A 15,293-nucleotide genomic window follows, 5' to 3' on the forward strand; every position below is an offset into this window, starting at 1 on the left:
GAACTGGTGTTCGTATCGGTTCGTGAAACCCGGTGGCCTGGCGATGGGGAAGACATCGCCGGGCCATTGGTGTTGGTACTAGAGGACAGTGAATTCGGTAGCGCTGTCCTTGTTGGTGCACCTGGCGAAGGAAATATTGTCAGAGGTCCCTGCAATGGTGTGGTTAACGGCCCGGGAAACACGGGCAATTTGCTACGAAAGGCGGCGACATGGCGTACTCAGCGCACGATTCCTCTCGCCCAACCCCGGCGCTTCTGGTTCCGGCCGCTCGGCAGTCGGTCGCTACCGCGTCCAGTGTCGATCCGGTCGTCGTGCATCGGAGTCGCGATCTACTCGAACGTGCCGAGGTGCTTTTCGATCAGGCGGCGTCAGTGCAAGACGACGGCGCCGAGCGCTTCCGGTTGTTTTATCTCGCCGCCATCCGTGCGTCAGGTGCCGTCTTGGAGATCTACGAGCCCTCATCCAAGATTCGTCGTCGCCGGGGTGCGGCCGACGCCTGGAGTCGTATTAAGGCCCGTGCCCCGCAATGCGGTGAGTTGGCTGAGTATTTTGGCGGCTTGTCGACGATGCGCTCGCAAGTCGAAGCTGGCTTGGTGCGGACCGTCGATCCAACGTTCTGTGCCCGGGTCGAGCGTCGTGCCATGGAATTCCTTGACGTCGCCGATTCGACGCTTTTGGCCTACGAACAGGGCAAGCTCACGCCCAAGCGAACGCCAACTCGTCGTACGGTGGCGTGAAAGTAGAACCCATCCGGCGGCAATGGTGGTAAGGCGACGTGATGACTCGTATCATGGGGGCATAGGTGCGAGCAGTCAGAACTTGCCCACAACCAGTAAGGGAGGGGCGGTGCCGCTTTCCGAGCACGAGCAGCGCATGCTCGATGAAATAGAGAGCGCTCTCTACGCCGAGGACCCGAAGTTCGTTTCGAGCGTGACCCGTCACAAGGTTCGCGTTCCGAACGCTCGTCGTCGGATCGTCGTGGCGCTCGGGTTCTTGGTCGGTCTCGCCTTGCTGATTGGCGGGCTCATGGTCGACGTGGAGATCGGGGGTCTCAAGATTTTGAGTTTCGTCGGTTTCTTAGTGATGTTCGGTGCAGCCGCATACGGGCTGATTGGTGGACGCGCTCAGATGTCCGGGCCCGCCGATGCATCGACGCCGAAGAAGAAGTCAAAAGCTGGCGGTGCCGCGCACGGCTCATTGAGTCAGCGCATGGAAGACCGCTTCAATCGACGGTTTGAGCAAGACGACCGGGATATCTGAACTTCCGCACTACCGGCACTTAGCGCCAACAACTGAATTCTTAACCAGTGGGGCCGCATCTCTTTTTGAGATGCGGCCCCACTGGTTTTTCTGACTTATGTCGTCGTGGGTCTAGGGGATCAATCTGGCGGTCGATTGCTATCCCGACCGCGGCGGTGCAGGTGTGCCCCCACTTCGCCCCACCCGAGTTCCCCACTTCGCCCCACGATCGGCAAAATGTAGACCTCAACAGCCTGTTTAGTCTCTTTTTGAACCATCAATCACGGAAGACACGCCGGAATGGTCGGCGAGTTTCCTGAGAGTTTGCTGGGCTGTATACCCCGTGACCTGCAGGTCTATGAGCGGGTGGGCAACGAGTGGGTGTCGAGGGTGGAATGTGGTGGAAAGTGGGGTAATGTGGGCATCACTGAGCGAGGGGGACACCGGAATCCTCCGAACTTGGAGGGTGAGGAGGCGTCGACATGGCTCGTTTTGTCGGCACCTACACGCCCAAGCTCGATGACAAAGGGCGGCTCACGTTGCCCGCAAAGTTCCGCGATGCACTGGCAGGAGGGGTCATGGTCACACGAAGCCAAGACCGCAGCTTGTCGGTGTACCGAACTGAAGAATTCGACGCCATTGCCGATCGGGCAATGACGGCCTCGCGAAACGATCCGGAAGCTCGTGCGTTCGTGCGGTACTTCTTCGCCGGAGCCGACGAGCAGCGAGTGGATGGCCAGGGGCGAGTGAACCTCTCGGCCGAGCACCGAGCCTATGCGGGGCTCACAAAGGAATGCGTGGTCATCGGCTCGTACGACCACCTCGAGATCTGGGACGCACCAAGCTGGCGCGAATACCAGGCCGCGCACGAGGAAGCGTTCTCGGCCGCAGGGTCGGAAGCGTTGAACGCAATCCTCTAAGTGGGAAGCGCTACAGCTCAACTAAATATCGGTGATTACGCACCTGCGGTGAGTCGAGGCCTCGGCCCGATGATGACCCTGACGTACTTCCCCAACGCCAGGTTCGCCTCGGGCGGGGACCCCGCCTCATCGCACTGTTTTCTCCGACCTTGATCGCAAAGTCGATCAACAAAATTTTCTGATAGCCGGCAATGGTTATCCGCGCGGTTCGGGGGGACGCACAGCACGACAGCATCGACTCAAGGCACGGTCACAGCGGCAGGGAGGGCAGCAGGTGAACGCACAGCAAGGCGAACACGGTCACGTTCCAGTGATGGCCGATCGGATGTTCGCACTGCTCGAGCCCGCACTCACCCGCGCGTCGTCCGATGGAACCGGTGCTGTCCTGGTCGATGGGACCCTTGGTGCCGGTGGCCACACAGAATACTTTCTCGAGCGGCTAGCTGGGCTTCACGTGGTTGCGATCGACCGTGACACCTACGCCATCGAATCGGCATCGGAGCGGCTCGGTCGCTTCGGTGGCCGCGTCGAATTCCACCACAACCGGTACGACGAGATTGCCGAGGTGGTAGCCGCGACGGGCCGGGCTGCCGTTGACGGCATCCTTCTCGATCTGGGCGTTTCGTCGATGCAACTCGATCAAGCAGGTCGCGGTTTCGCGTACTCGGTCGACGCGCCGTTGGACATGCGGATGAATCCGGACGACACCCTGACCGCTGCCGACATCCTTAACACCTACGACCACGGTGCCCTCGCACGGATCCTCAGCGAGTACGGCGAAGAACGCTTCGCAGGCAAGATCGCATCCGCCGTGCTCCGTGAACGCGCCATAGAGCCTTTCACCAACAGTGGTCGACTCGTGGAGTTGCTGTACGCCACGATTCCGGCGGCAACACGACGCACCGGGGGACACCCGGCCAAGCGGACCTTTCAAGCCTTGCGGATCGAGGTCAACCATGAGCTTGATTCGTTGCGCGGCGTGATTCCCGCGTCACTCGACGTGCTCAGCGTAGGTGGTCGGCTCGCCGTCATGAGTTACCAGTCGCTCGAGGACAGGATTGTGAAGCGCGACTTCGCTCGCGCGGTTGCTAACACCACGCCGGCCGGGCTCCCGGTGGATCTGCCGGGAACTGCGCCGCGGTTCTCGTTGATCACTCGCGGCGCGGAACAGGCCAATGAACAAGAGCGAGAAGCGAACCCGCGTTCGGCCCCGGTTCGTATCCGAGCCATCGAACGAATTGCTGAAGGCAGATTCACCACCGGCGTCGGAGGGAAAGCACTGTGACGATCTTGGCACCGCGCACGGACTCCGCTACTCGTGAAGGGGGCAGTCGACGACGTGGCACCGGCACGGCAGTCAGCGATCGCGCCTCGCGGTCGAAGGCTGCACAGCGGGCGCTCGATCGTCGGACCCGTCGTGAGGGGGGCGGGAGCAAACTCCCCATCACCGGACGCCGAATCGCAGGTATGCCAATCGTGGTACCGATCCTCGCTTTGGTGCTTGGTGCGCTTGCCCTCACGCTCTTTCTTACGACTAAGGCCGCACAGGACTCGTACGCCATCGATGCGCTGCGCAGCGAGAATCAGGAACTCCAGGCTCGGCACGACGCCCTCAAAGCTGACGTCGACGCTGGTGATCAGGCTCCGGCCTTGGCCGCTGCGGCCGCGCGCCAAGGAATGGTGCCCGCCGCGAATGCGGCCGAGATCATTGTCGGACCGGACGGCAAGGCCCGTCTGCGCGGAACTCCGGCAGCAGCGACGGGTAAAGCCCTGCCTGACCTAAATCCGACACCCGACCCAGTCGACAAGATTGATAAGAACAAGGTCGATGACTCCGTTGGACTCGGTGGAGACCAGGCACCCGGTTCAACGGCCGACCCCGCACCTGCGCCGCAACCTCAGGTGCCTGCGCCGGCAGCACCGTCGAATGAAGCGCCCGCGACGTCGACCCCGGCGCCCAATCCGCGACCGTCGGTCGCTCCCGCACCAACCGCCAACCCGAAGCCTGCCCGTCCGGACAGCCGTTCGCGCGTGAGTCAGAACACCAACGTTCTCCCGACGGGCCCCGCCACGCCGCGCGGCAATACCGCACCCGCACGCTAGCGCGAGGGACAATCGATAAATCATGACCCGAACCCGTTCACCCCGCGCTAGCGAGCCGAGGTCGGGTGGCCGTAGCTCTGGAGTATCAGGAAATGGTCCCGGCACGCCGCCACCCAAACCTCCTCGCGCCTTCGATGCCTCCGCGGGTGGGGCATCGAAGTTCGTTGGGCGACAACGGATGCTGGCGGCATTCATCGTAGTCATTGCCCTGCTCATCTCCGGTCGCATGTTGTACGTGCACGTGATCGCCGCTGACTCGATCGCGGCCCAGGCGTCCGAACAGCGATCGGTGACGCAAGAGTTGGCTGCCGTCCGCGGCAGCATCGTTGACCGCGACGGTCGGCCCCTGGCCCACACAGATGACGCGCGCAAACTGACCTTCCAACCGAAAGCCGTGCGCAAACAGATAAGCGAAGCGCACAAGAGCGACCCCGGCGTGCCCGACGTTGATACCAGGCTCAACCAGATCGCGACCGGAGTGTCGTCGGCGCTGGGCGGCAGCATTCCCGCCGATGAGATCCTGACGAAACTAAAGTCGGACAAAGATTTCGTCTACTTGGCGAGCCTGGTGTCGCTGGACGTGACGAAGAAAATCCAAGACGAGTTCCCGGAGGTCGGTGCCGAACGGCAAAGTAACCGGTTATACCCGGGCGGCTCGCTCGCGGCGAACATCATTGGCGGCGTCAACTTCGACGGCAACGGCAGCGGCGGCCTCGAATCATCGCTCGATTCGATCCTCGCGGGGACGAACGGCACTGAGACGTTTGACCGCGGGCGAGATGGCGCGGTGATCCCGGGAAGCAAGCGCAATGTGCACCCGGCAGTAAACGGACCAACAATCCATCTCACCATCGACTCCGATCTTCAGTGGTACGTGCAAAGCCAAGTGAATTTGGCCAAGCAACTCTCCGGCGCGCACAACGTTTCGGCTGTCGTGCAAGACGTGAAGACCGGCCAGGTGCTCGCCATGGCCAACGACAGCACCTTCGATCCGTCGCGCCCCGATTCCGATGGTGACCGCGGCAACCGGTCGGTGACCTCGCCGTTTGAGCCAGGCTCGGTGAACAAAATCGTGACCGCGGCTGCAGCGATCGAATATGGGATCACAACGCCGCAGGAAGTGCACCAAGTACCGGGCTCTATCCGGATGTCGGGCATCACCGTCAACGATGCTTGGACACACGGAACAGCTCCCTATACGACCACCGGAATTTTTGGAAAGTCCTCGAACGTCGGGACTCTGATGCTGGCCCAGAAAGTCGGGGAGCGACGCTTCGCTGAAATGCTCGGGCGCTTTGGGTTGGGCCAGCGGACCGGAGTCGGCCTGCCCGCTGAGTCCGGTGGCGCGGTGCCTGCACTGAGTCAGTGGTCCGGCGGTTCCTTCGCGAACTTGCCAATCGGACAGGGCCTGTCGACGACGTTGCTTCAAATGACGTCGATGTACCAGGCGATCGCCAACGACGGCGTCCGCATTCAACCGCGGATTATTGCGCCGGAAGATGACGGCGTGACAGGCGTCAGCGAGCCGGAGTCGATCCGCGTCGTGAGCCCGGCAACGGCAACGACGGTCCGCGACATGTTCCGCGCGGTCATGCAGAAGGACCCGAATAATAGCGACCAGAACGGCACGGGTTCGTCAGGTGCTATCCCCGGCTACCAAACGTCGGGTAAGACGGGTACGGCGCAGCAGGTCGATCCGTCCTGTAACTGCTACTCCAAGTCGAGCTACAACATCACGTTTGCGGGGATCGCACCTGCGGACAACCCGCGTTTCGTTATCGGGATCATGATGGACAATCCGGTCCGCAGTTCCGACGGCAGTGGCGGACAGTCGGCCGCGCCACTGTTCGGCACGATCGGATCGTGGCTGCTTCGCCACGACCAGGTTCCGTTTTCCGATCGCCCGACCCCGTTCCTTCGTCTAGTGGCGTAAGCCCGCCAAGGTGATCCACGGTAGATTCATAGCGGCGTGACCGGCGGTCGAACGCCAAACGCCCGTTAGCTTGGAAAACAACTTGCCCGGAGGTCTACAGACTGTGGTTAACGATGTGGTGGAATCCGGGTCCGGGCACGACGACGTGAACCGGAAAAACCCGGACGGCCCCATCCGACCGACCAATGTTCGACCGGTGCCGCTGAGCGGGCTTGCCTCGAAGTTGGACTTGCGACTCGACGGCCCGGACGTTGACGTCTCGGGAGCCACCCTCCGCGCACAGGAAGCCGGACCCGGCTACCTGTTCGCGGCACTGCCAGGCGACCGCACGCACGGTGCCAACTACGCCAGCCAAGCGCTCGCGGCCGGAGCCGGGGCGGTTCTCACCGATGAGGCGGGGTTGACGACCATTCGCGGTGATCGAGCGCTTGACGGGCTGTCGGTTCTGGTCAGCGACAACCCACGAGCCGTCCTTGGTCAGGTGTCCTCACAGATCTACGGCGATCCGTCCTCGCGGCTGACGCTAATCGGGATCACCGGAACTTCAGGGAAGACCACCACCGCCTATCTGACCGAGGCCGCGCTACGTGCCGCTGGCCGCACCGTAGGCCTCGTTGGGACTGTGGAAATCCGGGTCGACGGTACCGTGGTCCCAAGTTCGCTGACCACGCCGGAAGCCCCGGACCTGCAACGACTCTTCGCCGTGATGGCGGAGCGCGGAGTCGACACCGTTGTCATGGAAGTTTCAAGCCACGCATTGTCGCTCGGTCGCGTAGACGGCACCGACTTTGCGGTCGGCGGGTTTACGAACCTTTCACAAGACCACCTCGACTATCACCACACGATGGACGAATACTTCGACGCTAAGGCGCGCCTCTTCGCGAGCGGGTCGCCAGTTCGGGCCCACCGGTCGGTGATCTGCGTCGATGACGACTGGGGCATGCGGATGGCAGAGGTCGCCTCGGCGGACGCGGAACCGGCGACCACTGTGTCGACGAGCAGGGGGTCAACGAGCAGGGGGTCAACGTCAGGGGCCACGATGTGGTCGGTGCTCGGTCCGGTTAGCGCCGACGCGGGATCGCAGACAGTTCGGATCGCCACCCCCGACGGCCGTGAGCTTGAGATGACGGTTCCGCTGCCCGGTGCCTACAACGTGGCGAATGCGCTGCTGGCGGTCGCGCTGGCGACCGCGGCTGGTGCAGACACCGGGGTGGCGATCGCCGGCCTGGCGCAAGTTGCCGTGCCCGGTCGGCTCGAGAAGGTCGATCGCGGGCAGGACTTCTTGGCCGTCGTCGACTACGCGCATAAGCCAGCCGCCGTCGAGGCTGTCCTCGCGACTCTTCGCGGGCACGAAGGCGCCGGGCGACTCGCGGTCGTGCTGGGGGCCGGTGGGGACCGCGACACCGAAAAGCGTCCCTTGATGGGGGCGGCTGCCGCGCGGGGCGCGGACCTGGTAATCGTGACCGACGACAATCCGCGGTCGGAGCAGCCGGCAGCGATTCGCGCTGCCGTCGTCGCTGGTGCCCGCGAGGTGGATCCGGCGACTGCCGCGGAGATCCGTGAAATTGGCGATCGGCGCACCGCCATTGCCGCAGCCGTCGACTGGGCTCAGCCCGGCGACATCGTGCTGGTCGCGGGCAAAGGCCACGAAACCGGGCAGGAGATCAACGGCGTGAAGCATCCCTTCGACGACCGACTTGTCGTCGGTGAACTCATTGAGGCACGAGAGCAGCGCACGTTGCGGGTGCTCGTGGCCGATCCTAAAGCCGGCATCGACGAAGCACGACGACTGGTTCGCGAACTCGTCGGCCTGGCTGCTGACACGGGGGTCGGCAGTGCCCACCGCGGCGGCGAATCAGCGCACCGAACCTGGGCCATCCTTGGCGAATTCGCCGACCTGGACGGCCGCGACGAAAACGTTCGATGCATCGATCACGATTCCCTCGGTCGGCAGCTCGTCCGCCTCGCGGTCGATAAGGTGATGGCCGTCGGCGACACGACCCGCGTGGTGCGTGCCCTGCACCAGGGTGCGGTGATGGAAGGCTCATGGGGCGACGAGGCGATTCTGGTCGCCGATTCCGACGCCGCCGTCAGCCACCTGCGCACCGATCCGTTGGACGCCCCGGCATCCGGGGATATCGTTTTGCTTTCCGGAGGCGAACTCGGCGACAAGCTCCTGGACTACTGGCGGAGCGAGGCCTCGCTGAACGTCGAGGTTGTTACCCGCTGAGCGATGGCGAGCACCCTTCGCGCTAAATTCATTGTTCACAGATTTCCCATGAGTGAGGACATGCAGTGACCCAGATCCTGATCGCGGGCGCGATCTCGCTGGCGGTATCGATCCTGCTGACGCCCGTACTGATCAAGCTGTTCTCGCGTCAAGGCTTTGGCCAAGAGATCCGCGTTGAGGGCCCGCAGAGTCACCAGGCCAAGCGTGGCACCCCATCAATGGGTGGCGTCGCGATCGTGGTGGCGCTGTGGCTCGGCTACCTCGGTGCGCACCTGTTCGGATATTTCGATGAGGGCAGCGGACCTTCGGCGTCCGGGCTCCTTGTCCTCGGCTTGGCCACGGCACTTGCGGCCGTCGGCTTCCTCGACGACTTCATCAAGATTTACAAAGCTCGCAACCTCGGCCTCAACAAGACGGCGAAATCCGTCGGGCAGATGGTTGCCGCCATCATCTTCGGCGTGCTGCTGCTGCAGTTCCCGAACTCGAATGGGCTCACGCCCGCCAGCGAGTACCTCTCGTACACCCGCGACATCAACGTCATCTCGCTGACAGCGGTTGGCTTTGTACTGTTCTGCTGGCTGGTGGTGGCGGCATGGTCGAACGCGGTGAACTTCACCGATGGGCTCGACGGACTGGCCGCCGGGTCAGCTGCGATGGTGATGGGTGCCTACGTCCTGATCACGTTCTGGCAGTACCGCAATGCCTGTGTCAGCGACGGCGGCGCCGCCGTGAACGGTAACGGCTGCTACAACGTTCGCGACCCACTCGACTTGGCAATTGTGGCTGTCGCCGCGGGCGGCGCCTGCCTCGGGTTCCTGTGGTGGAATGCCGCACCCGCGAAGATCTTCATGGGTGACACGGGGTCGCTTGCCCTCGGCGGGCTTGTTGCCGGACTGTCGCTGACCACCCGCACCGAACTACTGATGGTCGTTATCGGTGCGCTCTTCGTCGCCGAAATGGTGTCGGTCGTGGTGCAGATTCTGGTGTTCCGGACCACCGGTAAGCGAGTCTTCCGCATGGCGCCGTTCCACCATCACTTTGAGCTCGGTGGATGGGCCGAAACCACGGTCATCATCAGGTTCTGGCTGCTGACTGCGATCTCGTGTGCGCTGGGTCTCTCGCTGTTCTACGGCGAATTCATCTCGCACGCCGGATAGTTACGGTTCGCTTTCGGCGGATTGGGATGTGCTCCAGCGCAGGTTCCCCGCCGGTCGGACCCGAAATGTGGGCAGCGTCGCAATGGGCGTTGACAGCCGGATCAATTCTCCATGCCGATTGTGCGACACGCCCCGCAAGTCCCAACAGTCACAGTATTAACAAGGGACGATGGGTCTGTGATGACTCAGCGGATTGGTGAAGTACCACAAGCCGTCTCCGCGACCGGATCAACGGACGCGGAGATGAGCCAGGCGGTGAAGCCCGCATGGCAGTTGGCGCAAATCAGGTGCCCTCGTCGACCTCGCGCAATCCGATGAATGACGATCAGCAAGTGCCCGCAGATCCCACCGGCAGCGACGACAGCGGGGCAGTGACTGTCGACGCAGATTCGACACCGGCAGTCTCGACCCCAACAGGTGCAGACACCGCTACCGCCAATGATCCGGCCGCTGGGGATTCGGCGGCAGGGGATTCGACAGCAGGGCGGGATTCGACAGCAGGGGATTCGGTGGCGACTTCTGCCGCAACCGACAATCCCGCAGCAGAGCGTCGCACGCGGTCGGCGCGGGCCGGACGCGCGAAGCGGTCCGACGTGCGTCGCAAGTCGGGGAGGGGCGGATCCCAGAGTTCTGGGTCACGGAGATCTGTATCAAGTAGTTCTGGAGCGAGCACAACCGCCGCACCCGATCCGCTGCGACGACTCCGATTGATGCGAGCATCCGATATCAAGGGTGGCGCCAAGTTTCTCGTCAGCGGTGTCCGGAATCTCATGGCGCGGCCGCTAACGTCGTTCCACCTCATCGTCTCCATCATGGTGATCCTTGTCGGCATCGGCCTCATGATGGTGTTGTCCGCATCGGCCGTCGAAGGCTATGCGAAAGACGGGTCGGCCTACGGCATGTTCACCACACAGGTGATGTTCGTGAGCCTCGGCCTCGTGCTGTTTTACCTGGCGATGCGCATGCCCGTCAGAACTCTGCAGCAGATGTCACTGCCCTTTCTGCTGATCTCGGTGGTCTTGTTGATCCTCGTCATGGTGCCGGGTTTGGGTGTCGCAGGCGGCGGTGCGCGCCGCTGGCTGTCGTTCGGTGGACTCACCCTGCAGCCATCCGAACTTGCGAAGGCAGCGTTGTGCATGTGGGGTGCGGCGGTGCTCTCCACCCGCGATCCGCGGACCGCATCGACCAAAGAGATGTTGGTCCCGTTGGTGCCGGTCGCGGCAATTGTGGCCTTCCTCGTCATCATTGAGCCCAACCAGTCGACGACGATGATCCTCGGAATGATCGTCATGACCCTGCTGTGGCTTGCCGGCCTACCCGGTCGGTACTTCGCGGCGTTCGGTGGGATTTTGGTCGTGGGCTTTATCGGCTTGGCATTCGCCGAGTCGTACCGTGCCACGCGCATCCTGAGCTTCTTCGGCGGTGGTTCCGATCCGCTCGGTGCCGACTATCAGCCCAACCAAGCCAAGTTCGCGCTGGCCGATGGCGGCCTGTTCGGTAAGGGGTTGGGGCAAAGTACGGCTAAGTGGAATTATCTGCCCAACGCGCACAACGACTTCATTTTCGCGATCATTGGCGAGGAGCTCGGCTTGATCGGCGGCCTGATCGTCGTGGGTCTATACCTGTTGCTGGGCTACGTCGGCATGCGGATCGCTCAGCGTTCCGTCGACCCATTCTTGCGGTTGATGTCGGCGACCATCACCGTGTTGTTTCTGGTGCAAGCGTTCATCAACATCGGCTACGTCGTGGGAATTTTGCCCGTCACCGGTATCCAGTTGCCGATCCTTTCCTACGGTGGCACATCGGCGTTGACCATGCTGATGATGCTCGGACTCCTCGCGAATGCCGCCCGGCACGAGCCGGCAGCCATCGCGGCGATGATGGGCCCGCAGCCGAAGGGCCTGGCGCGCTGGCTGCGACTGCCTCGTCCCGAGTCTTATCGGGGGCCAGAACGACAGGCGGCAACCCGTGGCGGCAGCAATCGGTCACGGACTCGCCGTCCGGCGCCGGTTCGCGGGACCGTTCCACGCGGTCGTGCGGACGTCGCGCCCCCGCGGGGTCGACGGTCGCCCGGTTCGACGTCGAGTGAGATCCACTATCCTGCTAGGCGGACACGATCGAGTCGGTCGTGGCCACAATCGACACCTTCGACGCCGCGCGACCGTTCGCGCAGGACCGGCCGAAGTGAATGGGAGAACGGTCGCTGGTGAGCAAGCAAAGTCAGTCGGGCGAGGGCGGTTCGGGTTTATCGGTCGTCGTCGCCGGCGGTGGCACCGCGGGCCACATTGAGCCCGCGCTGGCAGTCGCCGATGCCATCAGGGACCTCGACCCGACGGCACGCATCACGGCCCTCGGCACGCACCGTGGCCTCGAGACCACTATCGTGCCCGAACGCGGCTACGACCTGCGCTTGATCCCGCCGGTTCCGCTGCCTCGCAAGCTCGGTGTCGAACTCGCGAAGACTCCGTGGCGCGTCGCACGGTCCGTCTCCGCCACCCGTAAGGTCTTTGCTGACGTTAACGCCGATGTGGTGATCGGGTTCGGCGGCTACGTGGCGCTGCCCGCCTATATGGCGGCGCGGAGCTATATCCGCGGTGGACACCGAGTACCGGTAATCCTGCACGAGGCCAATGCCAGCGCTGGCATCGCCAATAAGGTCGGCGCCAAGCTCGCCGACAAGGTTTTTGCGGCCGTCCCCGGCTCGGGGCTCGCGGACGCGACCGTCGTCGGAATTCCGGTCCGCGGGGCCATCACTCACCTTGACCGTGCCGAAAGCCGCGCTGCGGCCCGCACGTTTTTCGGCCTTGATCAGGACGCACCGACCCTCCTGGTGTTCGGCGGATCGCAGGGTGCGCAACGACTCAACGAAGCCGTGGCACCGGCGGCGAACGCGCTCGGGGCCGCAGGGATCGGCGTCCTGCACGCCTACGGCCCCAAAAACACGATAGAACCGGTTTCTCCTCCCGGTGCTCCGCCATATGTGGGAGTCAGCTATCTGAATCGGATGGACCTGGCTTATGCGGCCGCTGATCTGGTGATGTGCCGGTCGGGTGCGATGACCGTGGCGGAGATTTCGGCGACCGGGCTTCCCGCCGTCTACGTGCCGCTGCCGCACGGCAACGGCGAACAGCGACTCAACGCCGTACCCGCCGAGCAGGCCGGGGGAGCGATCATTGTGGACGACTCCCTCGTAACCGCAGAGTGGGTGGGCCGCGAAATCCCCGCGCTGATCACCGACACCGACCGACTTGCCAGCATGAACGCGGCCACCGCGACCCTTGGGCACCGCGACGCGGCCCTCGCCGTGGCCACCGCAGCACTCGAATCGGCCGCTGCACACCGTGGACGGAACCGGACATGACAATCTCAGCAATCGACAATCCGCTGCCCGCCGAACTGCAGCGCGTACACATGGTCGGCATCGGCGGCGCGGGGATGTCGGGTCTCGCCCGCATCTTGTTGGCGCGAGGCGGCGACGTCTCAGGGTCCGACGCCAAGGACTCACGCAGCGTGTTGGCGTTGCGAACCCGTGGCGCGCAAGTCCGCGTCGGTCACGCGCCCGAAGCCCTCGATCTCCTCGAAGGGGGACCAACTGTCGTCGTGACGACCCGCGCGGCAGTGCCCGACGACAACCCGGAATTGGTCGAAGCCCGCAGGCGCGGTATCCCGGTGATCTATCGGCCAGAGGTCCTCGCCTTGCTGATGCAGGGACATCGGACCGTGCTGATTACCGGGACTCACGGAAAGACGTCGACGACGTCGATGACGGTCGTGGCATTGCAGCATTGCGGCGCGGATCCGTCGTTCGCGATCGGCGGTGAACTCAACGAATCGGGAACCAACGCCCACCACGGCAGCGGCGATGTTTTTGTCGCCGAAGCCGACGAGAGCGATGGTTCATTGCTGCAATACACGCCGGACATCGTGGTGATCACCAACATCGAGGCAGATCACCTGGACTTCTTCGGATCCGAAGCCGCCTACGTTGAGGTCTTCGACAACTTCACTGAACTAATCAAGCCCGGCGGCACCTTGATCTTGTGCCTCGACGACCCGGGCGCCGCCGCTCTTGGTGCTCGCGCTGTCGAGGCCGTCACCGCCCGCGGAGTCACGGTCCTCGGCTACGGTAGCGACGACCATCTCACGGTGCCGGGCATCCCGATGGTCGCGGTGCTGCGCGCGGCCGTCCCGCGTGGTGCCGGTAGCAGTGTGACGATCGAACTGAACGCACCGCTCGTCGAGGAGTCGCTGACCCGAAAGCTGGAGGTGACGCTGCCCGGCAGGCACATGGCGCTCAACGCGCTCGGTGCGCTAATCGCGACGGTCCGTGCGGGGCAGGAGGCGAACGCTGCGGCCGACGGCATCGAAAGTTTTGGCGGGGTGCACCGTCGATTTGAACTGCGTGGCCGATCCGGTGAGATCGACGTGTACGACGACTATGCCCACCACCCGACCGAGGTCCGGGCAGTGCTCAGTGCGGCCCGCGACGTAGTCGCTGCCGGGTCGGGCCGCATCATCGCGGTTTTCCAGCCTCACCTGTACTCGCGCACCGTCGAATTTGCTACGCAGTTCGCCGAGGCCCTCTCGATGGCCGATGAGGTCATCGTTGCCGATGTCTATGGTGCCCGCGAGGATCCGCAACCGGGTGTGACCGGTGCGCTGATCAGTGACCAGGTCACGGCTCCGGCGGAGTTTGTGCCCGGCGTGTCTGGAATTGCCGATGCGGTGGCTCGTCGTGCACGGCGAGGTGACCTGGTCCTGCTGATCGGCGCGGGCGACATCACCGTGCAAGCGCCAGCAATCCTGGACGCTCTGGAGGAGTCGCGCGCTCGATGAGCAGGCGAGAGAGCAAGCGGCAGGCCAACCACGCTCAGGTCAGAGAGCCATCCCCGGAGGCTGGCGGATTCCGGAGCCGGTGGCGGTTGGTCGCGGCGCTCGTCGCGCTGATTGCGGTAGTCGGCGGACTGGTCGCTGCCGCGTACTTCACGCCGCTCATTTCGGCCCGGAATGTAGAGGTCACCGGTGCCACGACGGTGCCGTCGCAAGAGGTCCTCGCTGCGGCGCAAGTGACGATGGGGCAGCCGCTCCTACAGGTTGATACGGCAGCTATTGCCGAGCGGGTGGCCTTGCTGCCCGCCGTGGAATCGGTTCACGTGGTCCGGAACTATCCGTCGACGCTGACCATCGCCGTCACTGAGCGGACACCCGTCGTGACCGTGCCGAATCAGGGCAAGATTGGTGTCATGGATCGGCTCGGCGTGGTCTATCTGACTTTCGAATCCGCGAAGGCATTGCCGAAGCAGTTCCGTGGCCTCCCGGAACTTCAAATGGACGATCCCGGTCCGGCAAATCCGACGACCCTGGCCGTACTGGCCGTCGTCCGCGAGTTACCCGCGTGGCTCGGGTCGAAAGTGGTCACCGTGTCTGCAGATTCGCCTTCCGATGTGACGCTAAAGCTGCGCAGTGGCAAGACGGTCAAATGGGGCGACGCTGAACGCACCAACGACAAAGCAGAGGCATTCCGGCATTTGGTGATGGTCGACGGCACGGAGTACAACGTGTCAAGTCCGGAGTACGCGTCCGTGCGTTGACCGTCCGGCGGAGGCGCGGGTGAGACCTCGGGTTGCTCGATTCGAGTAGAAATCTGTGGCTTCAACATGAATTAACGCACTGATTTCGCGACACGCCGAGCGCCTACTGGCACCGTGGCG

General features: G+C 63.6%; 13 protein-coding genes. 12 read left to right on the forward strand and 1 reads right to left on the reverse strand.

The annotated features are described in order from the left end of the window. The first annotated feature begins 209 nt into the window (after nucleotides 1-209). The 8 genes from AC1L34_RS03010 (at nucleotide 210) to mraY (ending at nucleotide 9,582) form a co-directional block, all read left to right on the forward strand. Nucleotides 210-737, forward strand: coding sequence for an SAV_6107 family HEPN domain-containing protein (locus AC1L34_RS03010; RefSeq protein WP_424324695.1), 528 nt, complete (start codon nucleotides 210-212; stop codon nucleotides 735-737). A gap of 109 nt (nucleotides 738-846) precedes the next feature. Then, nucleotides 847-1,260, forward strand: a complete 414-nt coding sequence (locus tag AC1L34_RS03015; RefSeq protein WP_424322233.1) for a DUF3040 domain-containing protein — start codon at nucleotides 847-849, stop codon at nucleotides 1,258-1,260. Nucleotides 1,261-1,721: 461 nt separating this feature from the next. Beyond that, nucleotides 1,722-2,159: a division/cell wall cluster transcriptional repressor MraZ gene (mraZ, locus tag AC1L34_RS03020; protein WP_424293672.1), complete on the forward strand. Its 438-nt coding sequence runs from the start codon at nucleotides 1,722-1,724 to the stop codon at nucleotides 2,157-2,159. A 313-nt stretch (nucleotides 2,160-2,472) separates the two neighbouring features. Continuing rightward, nucleotides 2,473-3,444, forward strand: a complete 972-nt coding sequence (gene rsmH, locus AC1L34_RS03025; RefSeq protein WP_424293674.1) for a 16S rRNA (cytosine(1402)-N(4))-methyltransferase RsmH — start codon at nucleotides 2,473-2,475, stop codon at nucleotides 3,442-3,444. Then, on the forward strand, nucleotides 3,441-4,262 hold the full coding sequence (ftsL, locus tag AC1L34_RS03030; RefSeq protein WP_424293671.1) for a cell division protein FtsL: 822 nt from the start codon (nucleotides 3,441-3,443) through the stop codon (nucleotides 4,260-4,262). Before rsmH ends, ftsL begins: the two co-directional genes overlap by 4 nt. Nucleotides 4,263-4,284: 22 nt before the next feature. Then, nucleotides 4,285-6,195, forward strand: coding sequence for a peptidoglycan D,D-transpeptidase FtsI family protein (locus AC1L34_RS03035; RefSeq protein ID WP_424293670.1), 1,911 nt, complete (start codon nucleotides 4,285-4,287; stop codon nucleotides 6,193-6,195). Between the two features lie 103 nt (nucleotides 6,196-6,298). Next, complete coding sequence (locus tag AC1L34_RS03040) at nucleotides 6,299-8,425, forward strand: UDP-N-acetylmuramoyl-L-alanyl-D-glutamate--2,6-diaminopimelate ligase (RefSeq protein ID WP_480035092.1); 2,127 nt, start codon at nucleotides 6,299-6,301, stop codon at nucleotides 8,423-8,425. Nucleotides 8,426-8,490: 65 nt separating this feature from the next. Continuing rightward, nucleotides 8,491-9,582: a phospho-N-acetylmuramoyl-pentapeptide-transferase gene (gene mraY / locus AC1L34_RS03045; protein WP_480035093.1), complete on the forward strand. Its 1,092-nt coding sequence runs from the start codon at nucleotides 8,491-8,493 to the stop codon at nucleotides 9,580-9,582. A gap of 325 nt (nucleotides 9,583-9,907) precedes the next feature. Here mraY and AC1L34_RS03050 read toward each other — a convergent pair whose 3' ends face one another. Then, complete coding sequence (locus AC1L34_RS03050) at nucleotides 9,908-10,255, reverse strand: hypothetical protein (RefSeq protein ID WP_480035094.1); 348 nt, start codon at nucleotides 10,253-10,255, stop codon at nucleotides 9,908-9,910. 37 nt (nucleotides 10,256-10,292) lie between these two features. On the opposite strand from AC1L34_RS03050, the gene ftsW reads away from it, so the two are divergent. The 4 genes from ftsW to AC1L34_RS03070 are packed head-to-tail and all read left to right on the forward strand — an operon-like array spanning nucleotide 10,293 to nucleotide 15,173. Next, entirely contained in the window at nucleotides 10,293-11,792 is a 1,500-nt protein-coding gene (ftsW, locus tag AC1L34_RS03055) for a putative lipid II flippase FtsW (RefSeq protein WP_424293667.1), read from the forward strand. Then, complete coding sequence (murG, locus tag AC1L34_RS03060) at nucleotides 11,771-12,943, forward strand: undecaprenyldiphospho-muramoylpentapeptide beta-N-acetylglucosaminyltransferase (protein WP_424293666.1); 1,173 nt, start codon at nucleotides 11,771-11,773, stop codon at nucleotides 12,941-12,943. The genes ftsW and murG overlap by 22 nt, the downstream gene beginning before the upstream one ends. Then, entirely contained in the window at nucleotides 12,940-14,418 is a 1,479-nt protein-coding gene (murC, locus tag AC1L34_RS03065) for a UDP-N-acetylmuramate--L-alanine ligase (RefSeq protein WP_424293665.1), read from the forward strand. Before murG ends, murC begins: the two co-directional genes overlap by 4 nt. Further along, nucleotides 14,415-15,173, forward strand: a complete 759-nt coding sequence (locus tag AC1L34_RS03070) for a cell division protein FtsQ/DivIB (protein ID WP_424293664.1) — start codon at nucleotides 14,415-14,417, stop codon at nucleotides 15,171-15,173. The genes murC and AC1L34_RS03070 overlap by 4 nt, the downstream gene beginning before the upstream one ends. The last annotated feature ends 120 nt before the right edge of the window (nucleotides 15,174-15,293 follow it).

Source organism: Gordonia sp. 34D (genome assembly GCF_056682775.1).

Bases quoted from the DNA above. Each gene is read 5' to 3' on its own strand.
- mraZ (WP_424293672.1), top strand. From the start codon at position 1,722: ATGGCTCGTTTTGTCGGCACCTACACGCCCAAGCTCGATGACAAAGGG.
- murG (WP_424293666.1), top strand. From the start codon at position 11,771: ATGGGAGAACGGTCGCTGGTGAGCAAGCAAAGTCAGTCGGGCGAGGGC.
- ftsW (WP_424293667.1), top strand. From the start codon at position 10,293: ATGCGAGCATCCGATATCAAGGGTGGCGCCAAGTTTCTCGTCAGCGGT.
- murC (WP_424293665.1), top strand. From the start codon at position 12,940: ATGACAATCTCAGCAATCGACAATCCGCTGCCCGCCGAACTGCAGCGC.
- AC1L34_RS03035 (WP_424293670.1), top strand. From the start codon at position 4,285: ATGACCCGAACCCGTTCACCCCGCGCTAGCGAGCCGAGGTCGGGTGGC.
- AC1L34_RS03010 (WP_424324695.1), top strand. From the start codon at position 210: ATGGCGTACTCAGCGCACGATTCCTCTCGCCCAACCCCGGCGCTTCTG.
- rsmH (WP_424293674.1), top strand. From the start codon at position 2,473: ATGGCCGATCGGATGTTCGCACTGCTCGAGCCCGCACTCACCCGCGCG.
- AC1L34_RS03070 (WP_424293664.1), top strand. From the start codon at position 14,415: ATGAGCAGGCGAGAGAGCAAGCGGCAGGCCAACCACGCTCAGGTCAGA.